Source organism: Exiguobacterium sp. s91 (assembly GCF_018618915.1).
Taxonomy (GTDB): Bacteria; Bacillota; Bacilli; order Exiguobacteriales; family Exiguobacteriaceae; genus Exiguobacterium_A; species Exiguobacterium_A abrahamii.
In genome coordinates, this window is record NZ_JACSMZ010000003.1 from 92,919 (window position 1) to 112,040 (window position 19,122).

At 46.2% G+C, this 19,122-nt stretch carries 19 protein-coding genes; 14 read left to right on the forward strand and 5 right to left on the reverse strand.

Translation table 11 applies throughout. The features are described from left to right. Window positions 1–123: 123 nt before the first annotated feature. The 4 genes from KNQ06_RS13640 to cbpA all read right to left on the reverse strand — a co-directional run bounded on the left by KNQ06_RS13640 (window position 124) and on the right by cbpA (window position 5,571). Window positions 124–3,321, reverse strand: coding sequence for an efflux RND transporter permease subunit (locus KNQ06_RS13640; protein ID WP_215148572.1), 3,198 nt, complete (start codon window positions 3,319–3,321; stop codon window positions 124–126). 14 nt (window positions 3,322–3,335) lie between these two features. Beyond that, window positions 3,336–3,893, reverse strand: coding sequence for a TetR/AcrR family transcriptional regulator (locus KNQ06_RS13645; protein ID WP_087681646.1), 558 nt, complete (start codon window positions 3,891–3,893; stop codon window positions 3,336–3,338). A 208-nt stretch (window positions 3,894–4,101) separates the two neighbouring features. Further along, window positions 4,102–4,872, reverse strand: coding sequence for a pyrroline-5-carboxylate reductase family protein (locus KNQ06_RS13650; RefSeq protein ID WP_215148574.1), 771 nt, complete (start codon window positions 4,870–4,872; stop codon window positions 4,102–4,104). Between the two features lie 60 nt (window positions 4,873–4,932). After that, window positions 4,933–5,571 (reverse strand): cyclic di-AMP binding protein CbpA, encoded by a 639-nt coding sequence (cbpA, locus tag KNQ06_RS13655; protein WP_023469717.1) that lies wholly within the window; start codon window positions 5,569–5,571, stop codon window positions 4,933–4,935. A 341-nt stretch (window positions 5,572–5,912) separates the two neighbouring features. Between cbpA and KNQ06_RS13660 the strand changes: the two genes are divergently transcribed. The 9 genes from KNQ06_RS13660 (at window position 5,913) to queF (ending at window position 12,070) form a co-directional block, all read left to right on the forward strand. After that, window positions 5,913–6,530: a DUF47 domain-containing protein gene (locus KNQ06_RS13660; protein ID WP_023469718.1), complete on the forward strand. Its 618-nt coding sequence runs from the start codon at window positions 5,913–5,915 to the stop codon at window positions 6,528–6,530. Between the two features lie 16 nt (window positions 6,531–6,546). Further along, complete coding sequence (locus KNQ06_RS13665) at window positions 6,547–7,551, forward strand: inorganic phosphate transporter (protein WP_023469719.1); 1,005 nt, start codon at window positions 6,547–6,549, stop codon at window positions 7,549–7,551. Between the two features lie 131 nt (window positions 7,552–7,682). Continuing rightward, window positions 7,683–8,498: a pyridoxine/pyridoxal/pyridoxamine kinase gene (pdxK, locus tag KNQ06_RS13670; RefSeq protein WP_023469720.1), complete on the forward strand. Its 816-nt coding sequence runs from the start codon at window positions 7,683–7,685 to the stop codon at window positions 8,496–8,498. Between the two features lie 61 nt (window positions 8,499–8,559). Beyond that, entirely contained in the window at window positions 8,560–8,928 is a 369-nt protein-coding gene (locus KNQ06_RS13675; protein WP_029342921.1) for a YojF family protein, read from the forward strand. After that, a complete protein-coding gene (gene bshB2 / locus KNQ06_RS13680) occupies window positions 8,925–9,575 on the forward strand; it encodes a bacillithiol biosynthesis deacetylase BshB2 (RefSeq protein WP_215085204.1) in 651 nt (216 codons plus the stop codon). Before KNQ06_RS13675 ends, bshB2 begins: the two co-directional genes overlap by 4 nt. Window positions 9,576–9,746: 171 nt before the next feature. Further along, window positions 9,747–10,403 carry a 7-cyano-7-deazaguanine synthase QueC gene (gene queC, locus KNQ06_RS13685; RefSeq protein WP_023469723.1) on the forward strand — a complete coding sequence of 219 codons (657 nt, stop codon included), beginning with the start codon at window positions 9,747–9,749 and terminating at the stop codon, window positions 10,401–10,403. Further along, on the forward strand, window positions 10,400–10,855 hold the full coding sequence (gene queD / locus KNQ06_RS13690; protein WP_023469724.1) for a 6-carboxytetrahydropterin synthase QueD: 456 nt from the start codon (window positions 10,400–10,402) through the stop codon (window positions 10,853–10,855). The genes queC and queD overlap by 4 nt, the downstream gene beginning before the upstream one ends. Next, window positions 10,852–11,568, forward strand: a complete 717-nt coding sequence (gene queE / locus KNQ06_RS13695) for a 7-carboxy-7-deazaguanine synthase QueE (RefSeq protein WP_023469725.1) — start codon at window positions 10,852–10,854, stop codon at window positions 11,566–11,568. Before queD ends, queE begins: the two co-directional genes overlap by 4 nt. A gap of 13 nt (window positions 11,569–11,581) precedes the next feature. Then, window positions 11,582–12,070, forward strand: coding sequence for a preQ(1) synthase (gene queF, locus KNQ06_RS13700; protein ID WP_023469726.1), 489 nt, complete (start codon window positions 11,582–11,584; stop codon window positions 12,068–12,070). Window positions 12,071–12,505: 435 nt separating this feature from the next. Here queF and KNQ06_RS13705 read toward each other — a convergent pair whose 3' ends face one another. Next, window positions 12,506–12,787, reverse strand: coding sequence for a helix-turn-helix domain-containing protein (locus tag KNQ06_RS13705; protein WP_023469727.1), 282 nt, complete (start codon window positions 12,785–12,787; stop codon window positions 12,506–12,508). 257 nt (window positions 12,788–13,044) lie between these two features. Between KNQ06_RS13705 and KNQ06_RS13710 the strand changes: the two genes are divergently transcribed. The 5 genes from KNQ06_RS13710 (at window position 13,045) to KNQ06_RS13730 (ending at window position 19,076) form a co-directional block, all read left to right on the forward strand. After that, entirely contained in the window at window positions 13,045–14,712 is a 1,668-nt protein-coding gene (locus tag KNQ06_RS13710) for a PTS transporter subunit IIBC (RefSeq protein WP_023469728.1), read from the forward strand. Between the two features lie 86 nt (window positions 14,713–14,798). Then, window positions 14,799–15,602 (forward strand): endonuclease/exonuclease/phosphatase family protein, encoded by an 804-nt coding sequence (locus KNQ06_RS13715; protein ID WP_023469729.1) that lies wholly within the window; start codon window positions 14,799–14,801, stop codon window positions 15,600–15,602. Between the two features lie 169 nt (window positions 15,603–15,771). Then, on the forward strand, window positions 15,772–17,184 hold the full coding sequence (locus tag KNQ06_RS13720; RefSeq protein WP_023469730.1) for a sucrose-specific PTS transporter subunit IIBC: 1,413 nt from the start codon (window positions 15,772–15,774) through the stop codon (window positions 17,182–17,184). A gap of 127 nt (window positions 17,185–17,311) precedes the next feature. After that, entirely contained in the window at window positions 17,312–18,154 is an 843-nt protein-coding gene (locus KNQ06_RS13725) for a PRD domain-containing protein (protein ID WP_231681717.1), read from the forward strand. Further along, window positions 18,141–19,076, forward strand: coding sequence for a carbohydrate kinase family protein (locus tag KNQ06_RS13730; RefSeq protein ID WP_215148576.1), 936 nt, complete (start codon window positions 18,141–18,143; stop codon window positions 19,074–19,076). Before KNQ06_RS13725 ends, KNQ06_RS13730 begins: the two co-directional genes overlap by 14 nt. Window positions 19,077–19,122 lie beyond the last annotated feature (46 nt).

Sequence of the window (19,122 nt, forward strand, 5' to 3'; positions counted from 1 at the left end):
ACAGTTCTTTAACGCGCATTCTTTTTCGTAATACTTTTGTAACAAAATAAAAAAACAGGTTGTAGAACGGCTTAGGATAGCCATTTCTACATACCTGTCAGTTTGAGTCACTTAATCATTTTTTCAAGAATCAATTGACTTCTTTTTACGGAAACGTGCTAAGAATTCATAGACGATCGGCACGATAAGGAGTGTCAACAACGTCGAACTTGTCAGTCCACCGATGACCGTCACACCTAACCCTTTTGAAATCAATGCGCCACCTTCGAGTCCAAGCGCAAGTGGTGCAAGTGCGCCAATCGTCGCAAGCGCCGTCATCAAGATTGGACGTAAACGTGTACCTGCTGCATCGAGTAGTGCTTCACGCGTCGGTAACCCTTCCGCTTCTTTATGAATGACACGGTCGATCAAGACGATCGCATTCGTCACGACGATTCCGATCAACATCAAAGCACCAATCAAGGATGATACAGAAATCGTCTCTCCTGTAATCAACAGGGCAACCAGTCCACCGATGATGGCGAATGGAAGTGAGAACAAGATGACGAGTGGTGTCAATGCTCCTCCAAACGTAATGACGAGGACAAGATAGACGATCGCTACAGCTGCTGCCATTGCTAGACCAAGTTGTGTGAACGACTCTTGGATCTGCTCTGTGACTCCACCTTGCTCATACGAGACGCCTGTCGGACGATCAATGTTTTTAACGGACTTTTCAATCGCTTGAGAAGCCTCTGTTGCTTTATCCGTTTTTAGTTCTGCTGTAACGGTAGCGACGAGTTTTCCATCACGTTCGTTGAGCGAATCAGGAGTCGTTCCTTTCTTCACTTCAACGAAATCGGACAATTTGCGAACGCCAAGCGGTGTCACGACATCCGTCTCTTCCAAATCTTGAACGGAATCGTATGTCGTTTGTTCGTTTGGAACGATGACATCGAGTTCCTTCCCATCTACCTTAATAGTAGAAAGTGGTTTTTCTTCTCCTTGGACATTAGCAATGCCTTGCGCAAGTTGTGCTGTTGAAACGCCGAATTCAGCCGCTTTTTGCTGATCGACTTCGAACGTATATTGCGTATACGCTTCTTTTAAATCTGTCGTTACTTTTCGAACATACTTCGATTCACCTTCGATCGCATCAACGAATTTCGGTGTTACTGCTTCTAAATCTTCAATATTATTCGCAAAGATCGAGTACGAGACGCCTGACGAAGCTGCGCCACCACTAAAGTCTTGCTCTTTCCATTCTCCTGTCGGAATGTCAGCATTCAGCTGTTTGATGGCTGTCTGTTTAACATCTGCGAAATCTTCCGTGTCTGGATCGTATTGGACGATGAAGACCCCTTGTTTCGTATTCCCTGGATTCAATGGATTTTCTCCACCGACGGTAAACTGAAGATTATCGATATTTTTTTGTTTGTTGAAATAATCTTCTGCTTGATCAGCTGCTTTTAACGAATCATCCAACGTTTGACCTGGTTTTGGATTGTACGTGACGTAGAGTGTCTTTTCTCCTTCTTGATTCAAGAAGTTGACACCAATCGTTGGTACGAGAGCAAAACTACCGATCAAAAGCAAGACTGAAAGACCAAAGACGATGAGTTTATGGTTGAGAGACCAATTCAGCATACGGCGATACCCATTCGCCAACTTTCCGCCCTCTTCTTTTTCCGGTTTTGGTGCTTTACCACGCTTAAAGAGCGAATCCGCGAACATCGGAACGACCGTAACCGCAACGATCAAGGACGCGAACAGTGCAAAGACGACTGTCAAAGCGAATGGTAAGAACAGCTCACCAACGAATCCCGTAACGAATCCGAGTGGCAAGAAGACAGCGATCGTAACGACTGTCGACGAAGCGATTGGAATGAAGACCTCTCGTGTTGCACTGATGATCAGTTCTTTTCCTTTTAATTTTTCCGTCGGATCCGTTAAACGGCGATAAATATTTTCGATGACGACGATGGAATCATCAACGACTCGACCAATCGCGACCGTCATCGCTCCGAGTGTCATGATATTCAAGGAAATATCCATCTGCTTCAAGACAAGAATTGCCATTAGAAGCGATAACGGAATCGAAATAACAGCGATGATCGTTGATTTGATGTTTCGCAAGAACAGCAAGATGATGACGATTGCAAATAACGCACCAATCAATGCTTTACTGATCATCGTCGAAACGGATTCCTCAATTGGTTTTCCTTGATCAAGTGTCACAGATGCCTTGACCGAACCGTTTTCTTTTTCAAAGTCTTTGATCGTCTGCTTCACTGCATTGACGACATCGACCGTATTCGCATCTTGCGACTTCGTCACTTGAACACTGATCGATCGTTCACCATTCGAACGCGAGATCGATTCCTCGATCCCTTTATCTTCAATCGTCGCGACTTGCGACAACGTGACAGTTGGTACTTGCGTTGGCGCCGTCTGTGTTGCCTGACTTGACGCCGCACCTGTCGCTGGTGTCGTTTGAGATGCCGCAGGAGCTGACGATGGAGCTTGTCCTGCTTGTCCTGCTTGTCCTGCTTGTCCTGCTTGTCCTGCTTGTCCTGCTTCAGGAGTATTCAATGCTGGTGGTGTATAGGGAAGACGAAGATCTTTTAATTCCTTGACCGTCGTTGCTTTTCCATCTAATACGACCGCTTGTTCTTTATCTCCTAACTCGTACAAGCCAAGCGCTAAACGTGAATCATTAGCTTGAATCAATTGTTTCGCATTCTCTTCGGTTAGACCGTAACGTTCGAGTTTTTTCTCATCGAAACGAATTTCGATCCGGCGAATCTCTTGACCCGCGACTTGAACCGTCTGCGCTCCTTCAATTCCTTCAAGCTTCGGTTGAAGTTCGTTTTCAACGAGTTTCGTCAACTCAGACAGGGAACGTTCCTTATCCGAAACGGCAAAACCGATGACCGGGAATGCATCAAAGGAAATCCGTGATACTTGTGGTTCCTGAACACCTTCCGGTAATTCGACGTTTGAAAGAGCTTCTTTTACTTTTTGCTCGGCTTCTTCCATATCCGTACTGAAGTTATAGTCGATTTGTAGGTTCGATGCATTTTGGAAGGACGTCGAACGTACAGTATCGACTCCTGATAAATTTTCGACCTTACTTTCAAGTTCTCGACTGACTTCATCTAGAACTTGTTCTGGTGTAGCACCTGGATAAATCGTCGTCACCGACACGGTCGGTGTCGTGATGTCTGGCAATGTCTCGAGCTTCATCGATGTTCCCGCATAAATACCGGCAACCGTGATGATGATCGTCATGAGCCAGAGGGCAAACTTATTGTTCACCGAAAACTGGATGATCTTTTTCATCGTATGGTTCTCCCTCACTCTTCAATTTGTTTATCTAGTCGTCGTGCACGTTCTATTAATTGCTGAATTAATCGTTGTCGCACATCTGGAGACGGTGCGCCGAACTGAAAATGCTCCGACAATTTCAAACCGTCTAATGTAAAGCGAATCGACAATACTTCAACCGGATCCATCTGTTCTGTCAGTTGGCGGAAGAACTGCTCCGCTTGTCGCTTTCGTTCCTCGACGAACGTCGCATGATCCTTTAACAAGGACAACAAGTAAAGAAGCGCATCCATGTCGAGATGGAACTCCTCTTGTTGCTGGATTTGCAACGTCACGAACGCTTCCATCGGTCCCATCGTCAACTGATGCTGTTCATATAGTTCAAATTGTCGTGCTTCTTGCGCCTCGATGACCCCCATTAATAAAGCTTCTTTCGAAGCGAAATGATACAATAGTCCACCTTTTGAGACATTCGCTTGTTTCGCTACTTCTTCAAGCGTCAATTGGGTGAATCCTTGTTGCAAAATGATCGTCGTCGTTGCTTCAAGAATCCGACGCCGTGTCTCTTGCGCTTTTGCACTGGCCAATAGTCTCCCCCTTCCCTCATATTTACTGTACCGTCTGGACGGTTTCTTTTTACAGTGTACGAATTCTTATTTCAAGATGCAATCGCTTTGTTTATGTTTCACGTGAAACTTTCGTGAACGAAAAAAAGACTGACTCAAATGTCAGTCTCTACAGATAAGGACGTGAAAAGACGCGTCATTCTTTTTGAGTCAGCCTCTTTTGAATCCATTATTCGTCTGCTTCGCGTGCACTCTCTCGTAGTGCCGCTTGCATCGTATCGAATAAGTGATGCTCCCGTAGCACTTGGACGCCACGATCTGTCGGTCCACCAGGTGCCGCAACATCAGCAATCAGACGATCCGTACTTGCGTCGGAGCGCATGAGAATTTCAGCCGAACCTTTCATCGCTTGAGCAACGATTCGGCGTGCATTTTCTTCTTCAAAACCAGCATCCGTCAAAACCGGCACCATGCCAGCTACGATTTCATAGAAGAAAGCAGGACTACATCCAGCTGCCGCCATGAATGCAGGCATCGTCGATTCATTTGCTTCCGCAATTTCTCCGACACGTCCAAATAATGCCTCGACTACACTTCGGATCTCTTCATTCACGCGTGAGCCGAACCATAGTCCAGTCATTCCTAAACGGTGTGCGACTGGGGTATTTGGCATGGCAGCAACTGTCGGACGTTTTGCCAACTGTTCGATTTCATATGGTGTAATATGTGCAGCAATCGAAACGATCGTCTGATTCGTCCATTGTTGATTCGCTACATAGTCGAGTACACCATCGGGTTGCATGCCCAGCATGACGATATCGTATAAGGAGACGTCCTCCTGCTCGACCGTTTGAATACCGTGTCGTGCTGCGACTTCTGTCAAGCGTGCCCCACCACTCCGATTCGTCATCGTGATATCTTCTCGTGCAAATCCAGAAGCGACCCATCCTTGAACGAGTGCCTCACTCATCGCACCGGCTCCTACTATTAATAGTTTCATCATCTATCCTTCCTTTCCCTCAAAAAAAGACCAGTCATGAACTGGTCTTGTGCGGGTCCATTATACACGAACGGCTAAATCTTCGACAGCAACGACACGAAGTCCCTTGTCGTCAAGTTTCTTGACGATTTTTTTCTTCGTCTTCTCGTCACAATCCGTCGGTAATGTAATCAATACACGACGCATGACGCTACTCTTCGCATCGAGTGTCATCAGACTCGCGACCGTTGAATATTTGTTGACGATCTTCGAGATTTTCTCAAGTGCCCCTTTTTGTTCACTTAGGGCTACAGTCAGGACGTAACTTCCAGAATCACGGTTCCACGCTTCTTCAAGCATTCCAAGCATTTTTCCGTGAGGTAGGATACCGAAGAAATGACCATCGTCATTTAAGACAGCGATATACGGTAATTCCTTGATTGAGAAGAAGACTTCAAAGAAATTACTTCCTGTATAGATGTATTTGGATGTATTCTTAATCAGCGACATGACGTTGTCGTCTAAGCTGCCACCATTCATCCCATGCCGATAGATGTGCATCTTATAGATGTTGCCCTTGAAGTCCTGTCCTGATTGATCAAGGACCGGGACACAGCGGTATCCGGTTTTTTCAAGTGTGTCGAGTGCTTCACGAATCGTCGCTGTCTCGGAAATCGTGACACATTGATGCTTCGGAATACATAAACTTTGTACGAGCATAATAAAATCCTCCTCTTTTACCTGATTACGCAGACTTAATCATATCATTCGATTTTCATGCACCATATCCTCTTTTCCCACTTCTGATGCGCTTTTATTCTTACAATCACAAGACAATCTCTTGCAACCACAACGTAATCCAACTCATTTCAATCAAGTACACTTCACTTTTTACATTGTCAGACAATTTATTAAATCTACAATCGCCTTCATATTAAGATTTATTAAGATTTCGTAAAGACGCTTCATAAATGTATTCTTTTACAATACCGTCTGCTACAATCGAACTCGTGAAGTTACTTCACTATTCTATTCTTGTTCTTAATATGGAGGCAGAAGAAATGTTTAGTAAAAAACAAGATCCATTCGCAGTGAAATTATCCGAAATCGCAGGACACTTAAAAACGACTTCGCAATTCTTCGTTGACTTTAAAATCAACGGCATCGCGGATGTAAAAGAATTTGCACATAAAGTAAAAGACTTCGAAACAGCTGGGGACGATTTGATGCACCAGTTGATCATCGACTTGAACAATGCGTTCATCACGCCGATCGACCGTGAAGACTTACTCGCACTTGCTAACGCACTTGATGACGTCTTAGACGGCTTTGAAGAATGTTCAGCGATCTTCGAAATCTACAATATCGTTCAAGCAGACGAGCACATGATCAAGTTCGTCGATGAAATCAACATCGCTGTCACAGAACTCGCGATGTCAATGGATCTTCTTGTTGCACGTAAATTGCAACCGATGCGTGAACACGTCATCAAAATCAAAGAACAAGAGACGATTTGTGACAACCTACGCCGTAAATCGATCAAAGCATTGTTCGCAACAGAAACAGATCCAATCAAAATCATCCAATATAAAGAAATCTATGAATCGCTCGAATCAATCGCGGACTACTGCCAAGATGCAGCTAACGTCATTGAAACGATCATCATGAAAAACGCTTAAGTGAGGAGCTAACGAGATGGATAGCCTGTTTATCATCACCGCCATAATCGTGATTCTCGCACTTAGCTTCGACTTCATCAACGGTTTCCACGATACAGCGAACTCGATCGCGACTTCGGTGTCGACTCGTGCTTTGAAACCACGTCATGCCATCATCTTGGCTGCATCGATGAACTTCCTAGGTGCAATCACGTTCACTGGAGTCGCAAAAACGATTTCTGGTGACATCGTTGACCCGTCAACACTTGAACATGGTAGCTACGTCGTCATCGCTGCCTTGATTTCAGCCATTGCCTGGAACCTTTTGACTTGGTACTTCGGTATTCCGTCAAGTTCTTCGCATACACTGATCGGTTCGATTGCTGGTGCCGCTGTTGCCTCTGTCGGATTCGGAGGAATCGAAGCAAAAGGCTTCTTGAAAATCGTTCAAGCCTTGCTCATTTCACCAGTGCTCGCATTCACACTCGGTTTCATCGTTTATGCAATCTTTAAAGTCATCTTCAAAAAAGGGAACTTGGCGAAGACGAATCGTCGCTTCCGTCATGTTCAAATTGCAACCGCTGCTTTGCAGTCGTATACACACGGTACGAACGACGCACAAAAAGCGATGGGGATCATCACGCTTGCTTTGATCTCATCTGGTTATCAAACAGATCACGAAGTTGCGACTTGGGTTAAACTCTCGTGTGCGATCGCGATGGGTCTCGGAACATCTGTCGGTGGATGGCGGATCATCAAGACCGTCGGTGGTCAAATCATGAAAATCCGTCCAGTCAACGGGGTTGCAGCTGACTTAACATCAGCAGCAATCATCTTTGGAGCGACAGCGATTCATCTTCCGGTTTCGACGACACACGTCATCTCTTCTGCCATCTTGGGTGTAGGTACATCACACCGTAAGAAAGGTGTAAAGTGGGGAACAGCACAACGTATGCTCATTACATGGGTCATCACATTGCCAATTTCGATGGCTTTCGCTGCCTTGATCTACTATATTCTCGACTTCTTATTCATTAAATAAGTACTTGCCCCGCCTACTCAAAAGAGGTGGGGTTTTGTGTACGTCAGAAGCGTCGATAGTTGTTGTTTTTCCCATAATTCGCTATGATGAAGAACAAGAAGGATTGTCTATTTCTTTAGGAGGAATGCCCCATGACAAAACGTAAAGCCTTAACGATTGCTGGTTCCGACACGAGCGGTGGAGCTGGTATTCAAGCTGATTTGAAAACATTCCAAGAACTTGGTGTCTATGGAATGAATGCTTTGACGGTCATCGTCGCCCAAGACCCTGATCACTCTTGGCACCATGCGGTTTACCCAATCGACACAGAACTCGTCCGGACACAAATCCACACGGTCCTTGGAGGTATTGGTGTTGATGCGATGAAGACGGGTATGCTCCCGACTGTCGAAATCATTGAAGCCGTAGCTGAGAAAATCAAATCATCCGGCGTTCAAAACGTCGTCATCGATCCTGTCATGGTCTGTAAAGGCGAAGACGAAGTGCTGAACCCTGATACAGCAAACGCACTTCGTGATGTCTTGACACCACTTGCGACGGTCGTCACACCGAACGTCTTCGAAGCCGGACAACTGTCGGGTCTTGGTAAAACACCAGCAACGATCGACGAGATGAAACTTGCAGCAGCGCGGATTCATGAAAAAGGTGCGCAATACGTTCTTGTCAAAGGTGGCAGCAAGATTGACCATCCACAAGCAGTTGACGTGCTTTATGACGGAAAAGAGTTTATCCTGATTGAGGACGAACGAATCGAGACACCGTACACGCACGGTGCTGGCTGCACGTACTCTGCAGCAATCACGGCCGAACTCGCAAAAGGTGCATCGGTAGAAGCTGCTGTCCGTACAGCAAAATCTTTCATCACTTCCGCGATTCGTCATTCATTCCGTTTGAATGAATACGTCGGACCAACTGACCACGCTGCACATCGTACAGTCCAGTCTTGATCCGCTTAAGAAGTCCGCGATATCCGCGGACTTCTTTCTGTATAGGAGAGGAGAAAAGTTTATGCAAGCCATTGATTTACAAGAAATACAGCGTTATATCGACGAACATGCGAATACACCGTTATATGTACACGTCGAGACGACGAACGGTGCCTACGCGACGCACCAAGATCCAACTTTCCATAGCGCAGGGATGTTTTTCCGTAATGCGGAAATCACTTACGAACGTGGTCTGATCACAGGAAACGGACCTTACCGGATTGGTTTGAAACTTGCACACGGCTGGTTATACGGTGAAGGATTGACTGACTTCGAATTTGCTGGGGATCAATTGTTGATTGCCGGTCACGATATCGAAGGACGTCTTGCGATTGCTTTTGAACTTAGCCCGACACCATTCGCTCAAGGCGCAGAGGAGGTAGACGCATGACACACGAAGATCATTTACTCGTCGTCTTCCCTCACCCGGATGATGAAGCCTTCAGTTCTGCCGGTACGATCATCGAGCACGCTGAAAACCGTGGTCCTGTCACATACGCTTGTTTGACGCTTGGTGAGATGGGACGTAACATGGGACGCCCTGTCTTTACGAACCGGGAACAGCTCGCAACGATTCGTAAACGTGAGTTGATCGATGCTGCTGCAAAAATGAAGATTTCGGATCTCCAAATGTGGGGACTTCGTGATAAGACCGTTGAATTCGAGGATGAAGCGGCACTTGCTGACCGTATTCTTTCCTTGATTCAACAGACACGACCAACTCGTTTGATTTCGTTCTATCCGGGTTACGCGGTCCATCCCGATCATGAAGCGACAGCTCGTGCCGTCGTTCGTGCCCTTCGGATGATGGATCCTGCTGATCGCCCAGAGTTTCTTGCGGTCGCTTTCGCGAACAATACGAAAGAAGAGCTCGGGGAAGGAACGTTCATTCATGATGTCAGTGCCTATACGGATCAAAAGATCAAGGCACTCGAAGCGCACGCTTCACAAACAGGTGGTCTGATGAAAGTCATCTCGGAAGATTCGAACATTCGAGATCTACTCGTCAAAGAACGCTACTATCACTATCCACTTTAATCTTCTTACAAGAGATGCGTACCGTCCGATCGACGATACGCATCTCTTTTTTTGTCTTCATCAGAAAACGTCGACTTTTTCAATGGCTTCTGCTAGTGTGAATAGTTGAGACTATGTCTCCGGAGTTCGTAACCTCCTCCGTTACAAAAACTAGGAATGGAAGTGTACATTATGAAAAACGAACGTGCTCTTGTCGTCTTTAGTGGCGGCCAAGACTCAACGACTTGTTTGTTTCAGGCACTGAAACAATACGAAGAAGTCGAAGTCGTGACGTTTAATTACGGACAACGTCATGCACAAGAACTCGAAGTCGCACGCGACATCGCCTCTGAGCTTGGTGTCAAACACCATGAGCTTGATCTCTCTCTTCTCAGTCAACTGACGAGTAACGCTTTGACTGACCACAGCCAAACCATCACGACGAATGAAGATGGTCTTCCTTCTACTTTTGTAGATGGACGAAATCACCTGTTTCTTTCGTTCGCAGCCGTCCTTGCGAAAGGACGCGGAATCCGTCATATCGTCACTGGCGTATGTGAAACGGACTTTTCCGGTTATCCTGACTGCCGTGATGCCTTCATCAAGTCACTCAACGTGACATTGAACCTTGCGATGGACTATCCATTCGTACTTCATACGCCACTCATGTGGCTCGACAAAAAAGAGACGTGGGCGCTTGCCGATTCGCTCGGTGCGTTTGATTTCGTTCGAAATCGCACGTTGACGTGTTACAACGGCGTCATTGGAGATGGTTGTGGCGAATGCCCAGCCTGTGAATTACGGAAAAATGGCTTAGATGCATACATCAAGGAGGTTCAACACACATGACATTCAATTACGAAGCACCTGAAACGGTCGAGCGCCCGACTGGCGACTCGCTTATCTATACGAAATCTCGCGTCATGATCGTTAAAAAACTGACGTTCGACGCAGCGCACCACCTATATGATTATGATGGAAAATGCCGTGCCCTTCATGGTCACACGTACCATGTCGATATGGGAATCAGCGGTTTTCTGGATCACCGCGGTATGACACTCGATTTTGGTGACCTCAAAAAAATCTTCAAAACACATCTCGAACCACTGTTGGATCACCGCTACCTGAATGAATCGTTACCATACATGAATACGACAGCTGAAAACATGGCAGCCTGGATTTTCGAGACGCTCGGACAACACCTTCCGGACGAGCGTGGACTTCGTGTCGAATTCGTTAAGCTCTATGAGACACCGACTGCTTTTGCTGAAGTCCGTCGTGAGTGGATGAACGAAGCATGAGTGCCTTAACAAAAACACCAAAAATTCCGGTTCTCGAGATTTTCGGACCAACATTTCAAGGAGAAGGACGATCGATTGGTCAAAAGACGATGTTCGTCCGGACCGGTGGTTGCGATTACTCTTGTTCGTGGTGTGATTCCGCCTTCACATGGGATGGTTCTGAAAAACCTGAACTCTTGACGGCAGAGACGATTATAGAACGTCTTGATGCACTCGGCTCTTACGGACATGTCACGATTTCTGGTGGGAACCCGTTACTTCATGCATCAATCGGCACACTGGTTGCGGCACTAAAAGAACGAAACATCACGATGTCCGTCGAGACACAAGGCTCCTACTGGCAAAATTGGTTGCTTGATATCGATGACGTCACACTTAGCCCTAAACCACCTTCAAGTGGGATGAAGATTGATTTCGATCGCTTGGATGTCTTTTTTAAACGTTTACCGGAACAACAGCGTGCTGTTAAAATCGTCATCTTTAATGAGGAAGACCTCGACTTCGCAGCGATGATTTCAGAACGATATGCGCTAAAGACACTTTATCTATCGCTCGGTAATCCTGATCCGCATGAAGAAGGAACGATCGCTCCACGCATGCTACACGATTTAAAAACACTTTGGGAACGCGTCGCCCGTGATGAACGCTTCAATCATGCGCGCGTCCTACCACAACTACACGCCCTCGTTTTCGCGAACGATCGTGGCGTCTAAGGAGAAATGATTTATGCGCCCTGAAGATTTAAACGACTTATCGTTACTTGGCCAAAAAGCCGTTCCATACATTTTTGAATACCAACCCGAAGTACTCGAAGCATTCCCGAACCGTCACCCAGAAAATGATTACTTCGTGAAATTCAATGCACCAGAATTTACGAGTCTTTGCCCGATCACGAATCAACCGGACTTCGCGACGATTTACATCTCGTACATCCCGGACGAAAAACTCGTCGAATCAAAATCACTGAAGTTGTACTTGTTCAGCTTCCGTAACCACGGTGATTTTCATGAGAACTGCATCAACGTTATCGGAAAGGATCTCGTGAAATTGATGGAACCTCGCTATCTTGAAGTATGGGGCAAATTCACGCCACGCGGTGGAATTTCAATTGATCCGTACTACAATTATGGGAAGCCTGGTACAAAATACGAACAAATGGCAGAGCATCGTCTATTCAATCACGATCTCTATCCTGAAACGATCGATAATCGTTAAGACGACTAAAAGAGGGACAAGGGGAAATCCCTTTGAGACTGAAGGCAAAGTGCAATTTTTCTCTAACGAGAAGGATTGCGCTTTTTTGTTCGTCTCGAATCGTTTTCCTGGGACAAGCATCGCGCCGCTTCACTTCGCTGCAGGGTCGCTCTTGCTTGTTTTTCCCAAGGAATCGATGCCGAGTGAACAAAGCGCTTCTCTGATTGTTCTTTCGATATAAAAAAATGACGCGTTACACGCCACTCCTACAGGAAAAAGCGCGATTTTGCGCTGTCAGAGACAAACAAGACCCGTTTTTCTGCTCGAATAGAGCGGGAAAACTGGCTTGTGTCTCGCCTGAGGAAAGGGCGTGAAAAGACGCGTCATTTTTTGAGTCAGCCCATTTGTCTACAATCTACAAGAAGAAATCCCCTTGTTCCTCTTTTTTGATGCTTATCAACTAGATGGAAGGTCGATCAAGGACGGGCTATCATGCTGACGGATGACCTCAGGTGGCCAGATATGCCGAATTAAGTGATCCGAAGGGACATGTAAGACACGGGCCAGTCGCTCAATCATTGAAAATGAGGGATGGGCAATGCTACTTTCAATACGCTGGATCATCTCAGGTGTCGTCTCAGTTAACTCTGCTAATGTATTTTGATCTAACTGATGACGTTCTCGTAATGTACGAATCCGCTGTCCGTACTGTCCGATCGGTTGAATCCCTTCTTTCATCCGCTTCAAACATCCTTTCTTCTTTTAAAACTAAACAACGTTCACTGTAGTCTTATTCCCACTTTTTTAAAATCTGAATACCTTTCCGAACTATCAATTTCTAATCAAAATAAAATTTCAAATATTTTTCTTGTAAAACACTAGCTTTTTAAAAAGTTATCGCTTACAATTCTATATGCAAACGGTTGCATTAATCGCTTACATTATTGCACTGTTCTTACACACATATTAGAGAAAAAGAGATACAAAAGGAGTGAATGATCTTGAAAAATGCTATTTCGTTCGATTTTTGGCAAAAACTCGGTAAAGCCTTGATGGTCGTCATCGCGGTTATGCCTGCTGCAGGAATCATGATCTCGGTCGGGAAACTGATCGGCATGTATGGAGGCGATATTGCGTTAATGCAAACGATTGCTCGAATCGTTGAAGATTTAGGTTGGGCTATCATTACGAACCTTCATGTCTTATTCGCCGTCGCGATTGGTGGGTCATGGGCAAAAGAACGTGCTGGTGGTGCGTTCGCAGCGTTACTCGCCTTCATTTTGATCAACCGTGTCACAGGAGCTATCTTCGGTGTCAACGCTGACATGATCGCAGACCCAAAAGCAACGGTCGATTCATTGCTTGGTTCTGAGCTCATCGTAAAAGATTATTTCACTTCAGTTTTAGGGGCACCTGCTCTCAACATGGGAGTATTCGTCGGAATCATCTCTGGTTTCCTTGGTGCCGTTCTCTTTAATAAATTTTATAACTTCAGTAAATTGCCAGATGCGCTTGCATTCTTCAACGGAAAACGTTTTGTACCATTCGTCGTCATTGGTGGATCAGTCGTTGCAGCATTCGCCTTATCACTCGTTTGGCCGTTCGTTCAAGGCTTATTGAATGACTTCGGTCGCTGGATTGCCTCTTCACGTGATTCTGCACCGATCATTGCACCGTTCGTATACGGTACACTCGAGCGTCTATTACTTCCGTTCGGTCTTCATCACATGTTGACTGTCCCGATGAACTACACGGAACTCGGTGGAACGTACAAAATCCTGACAGGTGCTGCTCAAGGATCGACGGTTGCTGGTCAAGATCCGCTTTGGTTAGCTTGGATCACTGACCTCGTTAATTTAAAACAAGCCGGTAACACACAAGGATACAATGACTTGATCAACAGTGTCGTTCCTGCTCGTTTTAAAGAAGGACAAGTCGTCACATCACTTGCTTCATTGATCGGTATCGCTGTCGCAATGTACATGTCAGTTGATGAAGATAAGAAGAAAGCATACAAACCTGTCTTCTTATCTGCTGGACTTGCAGTTTTCTTGACAGGTGTCACGGAGCCAATCGAATTCATGTTCATGTTCATCGCTCCTGTTCTTTACGTCATCTATGCTGTGCTCACGGGTGTTGCTTTCGCACTAGCAGATGTCATGCATCTTCGGATTCACGCATTCGGTGCGATCGAACTCTTGACGCGGATTCCATTGATTGCAAAAGCTGGATTAATTGGTGATTTAATTCGTTTCATCGGTGTCTGTGTGTTCTTCTTCTTCTTGAACTTCTTCACGTTCCGTTTCGTCATCAAGAAGTTCAACTATGCGACACCAGGTCGTAACGGGAACTATCTTGACGATATCAACGTATCTACAACTGAAGCTTCAGGTGAGGCTGCTGCGACATCAGCTCCTGCCGACGGTTCGCAAGCTTCACAAATCATCGATTTGCTTGGTGGACAGCAAAACATCGAGGACGTCGATGCCTGCATGACGCGTCTTCGTGTCACTGTCAAAGATCCAGCGCTTGTTGCAAAAGAAGCAGACTGGAAAGCAAACGGTGCACTTGGTCTGATCCTTAAGAACAATGGCGTGCAAGCCATCTACGGTCCAAAAGCCGATATCTTAAAATCAGATATCCAAGACCGGATCGGCGCATAAACCTGCGAGATTAGGGAACTACCTAAAGGTGAAGCTCTTTTATAAGAGTTTCACCTTTCTTATTTGAAAAATCAGGAGGACCACTCATGCGTCTACTCACACTAAACTGTCATTCGTGGCAGGAAGAACAGCCACTCGAAAAATTAAACCAGATCGTTCAACAAATTCTCGCTCAAGATTATGATGTCGTCGCACTGCAAGAAGTGAGTCAATTGATGGATACACCCATCGTCTATGATGATGTGCGCAACGATAACTTTGCCTATTTAATCCAGCAAGCGTTAAAAGAACAAGGTCAAACCTACTCCCTCGTCTGGGATTTTGCTCATATCGGCTATGATAAGTATGAAGAAGGACTCGCTCTTTTGACGAAACACCCAATCTTAAAATCGGACAGTTATTATGTCAGCCGCAGTCAAGATACATTCGATTGGAAATCGCGAAAAATCGTCCGTGCGACGATCCAAGTCGACGGTACACCGATTACGTTCAATACATGCCATCTTGGCTGGTGGGCAGATGAAGTCGAACCGTTCCAGGAACAATTCAATCATTTGATGGCCCGGATGGATCCACTCGAATGGACATTCTTCCTCGGTGATTTCAACAACGATGCCTTAGAACGAAATACAGGTTATGACTATATGATGCAACGAGGATTACACGACGTCTTCCTGCTAGCTAAGGAAACGGTCGGAATTGAGACGATCAATGGCAACATCGATGGATGGGAAGACAATCAACAAGGATTGCGGATCGATCTCGTCTTATCGAATCGGAAAATTGACGTCGAACGCGTCGGGGTCGTATTCGATGGGATTCACGGTCCCGTCGTTTCCGATCACTACGGTGTTGAGGTCGATATTCAGATTCAAAAAAATGAACATTAAGTATTGACAACGCTTTCTTTTCTCCTTTAAGATGAAATCAAATCAATAGTGCGGATTGTGACAGTACGGCTGGCAAGACCGAAATGACACCTCGTTAGGAGAGGTGTTGTTCGGTCTTGCCTTTTTTTGTCTCATTCAGCACGTTTCATGAAAAAGGAGGACTTTTCCGATGGATTATCAACAAACTGCTAAACGTGTGCTCGAACTCGTCGGTGGACGCGAGAACATCATCACTGCTGCTCATTGCGCGACGCGTTTACGTCTTGTCTTGCATGATGAATCAAAGGTCGATCAAGCAGCACTTGAAGACTTAGATGGTGTCAGCGGCGCCTTCTCAAGTTCTGGTCAATACCAAATCATCTTTGGAACCGGTACCGTCAACAAGGTATTTGCTGCGTTTGCACCACTTGCCGGTGTAAAGGTCGATGGAGAAGAACCACTCGACGTTAAAAAGGCTGCATCGCAAAAATTAAATCCGTTCGCCCGTCTTGCCCGCTCGCTCTCGAACGTCTTCGTTCCACTCATTCCAGCAATCGTCGCAGCCGGTCTCTTGATGGGATTACTCGGTATGATCAAGGCCTTCGGTTGGGTTGACGGTGATTCACCGATCGTCCAACTACTGGATATGTTCTCGTCTTCTGCCTTCATCATCCTACCGATCCTGATCGGTTTCTCGGCAGCCCGTGAATTCGGTGCGAACCCGTACCTCGGTGCCGTCATCGGGGGGATCATGACACACCCGTCCCTCTTAAACCCTTGGACGCTCGGTAATAGTGATCCGGAAGTCATGAAGTTCCTCGGAATGAACATCGAGTTGATCGGTTATCAAGGAACGGTCTTCCCGGTTCTCTTAACCGTTTGGGTCATGGCAAAGATTGAACAACAAGTCCGGAAACGGACACCCGAAACGCTTGACTTACTCGTGACACCGTTCGTTACGGTTCTCGTCACTGGATTCCTGGCATTGATCGTCATTGGTCCGATCGGAACGTTACTCGGAAAAGGCATTTCATTCGTACTCGTCTTCTTCTATGAACAGTTCTCAGTCGTCGCCGGTCTTCTCTTCGGTGGACTTTATTCGACAATCGTCATCACAGGGATGCACCATAGTTTCCATGCGATTGAAGCAGGATTACTTGCAGATAAGAGTATCGGAAAGAACTTCCTCTTACCGATTTGGTCGATGGCGAATGTCGCTCAAGGTGGTGCCGGACTTGCCGTTTACTTCTTGACGAAGAACGTTAAACTCAAAGCACTCGCCCTACCGTCTGCGTTCTCAGCATTTCTCGGAATCACAGAACCCGTCATCTACGGTGTCAACTTACGTCTTGGAAAACCATTCATCGGTGGTGCCATTGGTGGTGCGATCGGTGGCGGTTATGTCGTCTTGACACAAGTCGCTGCGAACGCTTATGGATTAACTGGAATTCCGATGATTGCGATCGTCGCGCCACTCGGTGCGTCAAACTTGATCAACTATCTCGTCGGGTTCGCCATTGCAGTCGTCACTGCTTTCATCTCGACTGTCGTCTTGATGCGTCTCGATGCACGGAAACAAAAAGAAACGGACGTTGCTGCTTAATCCTTCATGCGACCAAACCGAGTCCTCGGGCTCGGTGGTCGCATTTGTCGGTTCGCAAAGCGCTGAAGTTCGCTTTATAATAAAAGAAAAGATCGGAAAGGAGGACGTCAGGCTGATTATTCATAAGATCCTCAATAACAACGCTGTTGTCGTCAAAGAAAATGGACAGGAACGCATCGTCATGGGACCAGGCATTGCTTTTGGAAAAAAGAAAAAAGATCCGATTCAAGCGACGAAGATCGAAAAAATGTTCATCCCTTCATTTGAAAATGCAGAACAGTTCAAAGAGATTCTGACAACGACACCACTTGAGATCATTGATTTATCGGAACGCATCATCTCACATGCAGAAGGTGAGCTCCAAACGCCGTTTCATGACTATATTCACGTCAGTCTGACGGACCACCTTGCTCATGCCGTACGATTAGCACGTGAACAACTCGTCGTGCATAATCGATTGGCAGAAGAGATTCGCCTTTTGTATGGACCGGAGTATGCGATTGGAGAATGGGCAGTTCTTGAGATCGAGCGTGCCTTACAGGTCACGCTACCGAAAGAAGAAGCTGCGAACATCGCGCTTCACTTATACAATGCACGCCAAACGCATCCGAATATGGCCACTGCGTTGCAGACGGTTACGTTACTCAATGAACTACGTGAACAGATCGAAGTCTTTTTTGGACAAACGATCGAGACCTCATCGATGACGTATTATCGTTTCTTTACGCACATGAAATTGGTCCTCGCCCGGATTGAACAAGGAGAAACCTTACACGACATGGATGATGTGATTTTATCTGCCGTCAAAACACGTTATGCTGAGGCTTATGCCTGTGCGAGTCAAATGGGCAATTGGTTGACTGTCGAACTCGATACACGTGTACCTGAATCAGAAATCGGCTATATGGCTTTACACATCGAACGGATTCGTCCGGATCTTGAAAGGAGTTCTACGTATGAAAATCTTTAGTTTAGGGGAAGCATTGATTGATTTGATTCCTCTTGATGCTGAAAACATGACGTTTCAAAAAAATCCTGGAGGTGCTCCTGCCAATGTCTCTGTCGGACTCGCTCGATTAGGCGCTGATAGTTATTTTCTTGGAGCTGTCGGTGATGATTCGATGGGACACTTCTTGAAAGATACGTTACATCATTATGGTGTTCGTACCGATCATCTCGCCCACGATTCGACGCAAAAAACAGGACTTGTGCTCGTTACGAACGGTCAGGATGGAGAGCGGTCGTTCGAGTTCATCAACGCGGAGCGCGCTGATATGCAATTCCACGAAACACATGTACCGGAGGATTTCACGTCCGTCGATTTATTACACATCGGTTCGATCTCTTTGATCACTGGAGAATCCGTCAACGCGACACGAAAAGCCATCGCACGTGCAAAAGCGCACCAAGTACCAGTCTCTTACGATCCGAACTTACGAGAGTCGCTATGGCCGAATCTTGACGAAGCGCGGACGACGATCCGGTCTGTCCTACCGGATGCACAAATCGTCAAACTTGCTGAGGAAGAATTGACGTTTCTAACTGGACAAACGAATCTTGATGACGGGGCTGCTGAATTGTTAGCTGAATATCCGATTCGTCTTCTTGCCATCACGCGAGGAAGTGAAGGATCGATTCTCTATACGGATCGTGCGATGGCTGTCATCGATGCGATTACGGTCGACGCAATCGATACGACAGGAGCTGGAGATGCCTTCATGTCCGGTTTACTCTACCAGTGCGCGTTACGCGATTTTTCGTTTGATTGGTCTGAAGATGAACTTCGCGACATCGGTCGATTCGCAGCGATTTCAGGCGGACTTGCTGCTTCCGTCAAAGGAGCGATGGCTGCTTTGCCAACGCTCGACGAAGTCGCTCATCGCTTGAATTGAATCGATGACTCAGTAGAAATAAGGATGGAGAGATTCCGGACCCAGT

What these genes read in the sequence shown, in the direction of transcription:
- KNQ06_RS13720 (WP_023469730.1), top strand. Translation starts at nt 15,772, where the DNA reads ATGGATTATCAACAAACTGCTAAACGTGTGCTCGAACTCGTCGGTGGA.
- KNQ06_RS13710 (WP_023469728.1), top strand. Translation starts at nt 13,045, where the DNA reads ATGATCTTGAAAAATGCTATTTCGTTCGATTTTTGGCAAAAACTCGGT.
- queC (WP_023469723.1), top strand. Translation starts at nt 9,747, where the DNA reads ATGAAAAACGAACGTGCTCTTGTCGTCTTTAGTGGCGGCCAAGACTCA.
- KNQ06_RS13640 (WP_215148572.1), bottom strand. Translation starts at nt 3,321, where the DNA reads ATGAAAAAGATCATCCAGTTTTCGGTGAACAATAAGTTTGCCCTCTGG.
- KNQ06_RS13660 (WP_023469718.1), top strand. Translation starts at nt 5,913, where the DNA reads ATGTTTAGTAAAAAACAAGATCCATTCGCAGTGAAATTATCCGAAATC.
- queE (WP_023469725.1), top strand. Translation starts at nt 10,852, where the DNA reads ATGAGTGCCTTAACAAAAACACCAAAAATTCCGGTTCTCGAGATTTTC.
- KNQ06_RS13730 (WP_215148576.1), top strand. Translation starts at nt 18,141, where the DNA reads ATGAAAATCTTTAGTTTAGGGGAAGCATTGATTGATTTGATTCCTCTT.
- KNQ06_RS13715 (WP_023469729.1), top strand. Translation starts at nt 14,799, where the DNA reads ATGCGTCTACTCACACTAAACTGTCATTCGTGGCAGGAAGAACAGCCA.
- KNQ06_RS13705 (WP_023469727.1), bottom strand. Translation starts at nt 12,787, where the DNA reads ATGAAAGAAGGGATTCAACCGATCGGACAGTACGGACAGCGGATTCGT.
- queD (WP_023469724.1), top strand. Translation starts at nt 10,400, where the DNA reads ATGACATTCAATTACGAAGCACCTGAAACGGTCGAGCGCCCGACTGGC.
- cbpA (WP_023469717.1), bottom strand. Translation starts at nt 5,571, where the DNA reads ATGCTCGTACAAAGTTTATGTATTCCGAAGCATCAATGTGTCACGATT.
- bshB2 (WP_215085204.1), top strand. Translation starts at nt 8,925, where the DNA reads ATGACACACGAAGATCATTTACTCGTCGTCTTCCCTCACCCGGATGAT.
- KNQ06_RS13675 (WP_029342921.1), top strand. Translation starts at nt 8,560, where the DNA reads ATGCAAGCCATTGATTTACAAGAAATACAGCGTTATATCGACGAACAT.
- pdxK (WP_023469720.1), top strand. Translation starts at nt 7,683, where the DNA reads ATGACAAAACGTAAAGCCTTAACGATTGCTGGTTCCGACACGAGCGGT.
- KNQ06_RS13650 (WP_215148574.1), bottom strand. Translation starts at nt 4,872, where the DNA reads ATGAAACTATTAATAGTAGGAGCCGGTGCGATGAGTGAGGCACTCGTT.
- KNQ06_RS13665 (WP_023469719.1), top strand. Translation starts at nt 6,547, where the DNA reads ATGGATAGCCTGTTTATCATCACCGCCATAATCGTGATTCTCGCACTT.
- queF (WP_023469726.1), top strand. Translation starts at nt 11,582, where the DNA reads ATGCGCCCTGAAGATTTAAACGACTTATCGTTACTTGGCCAAAAAGCC.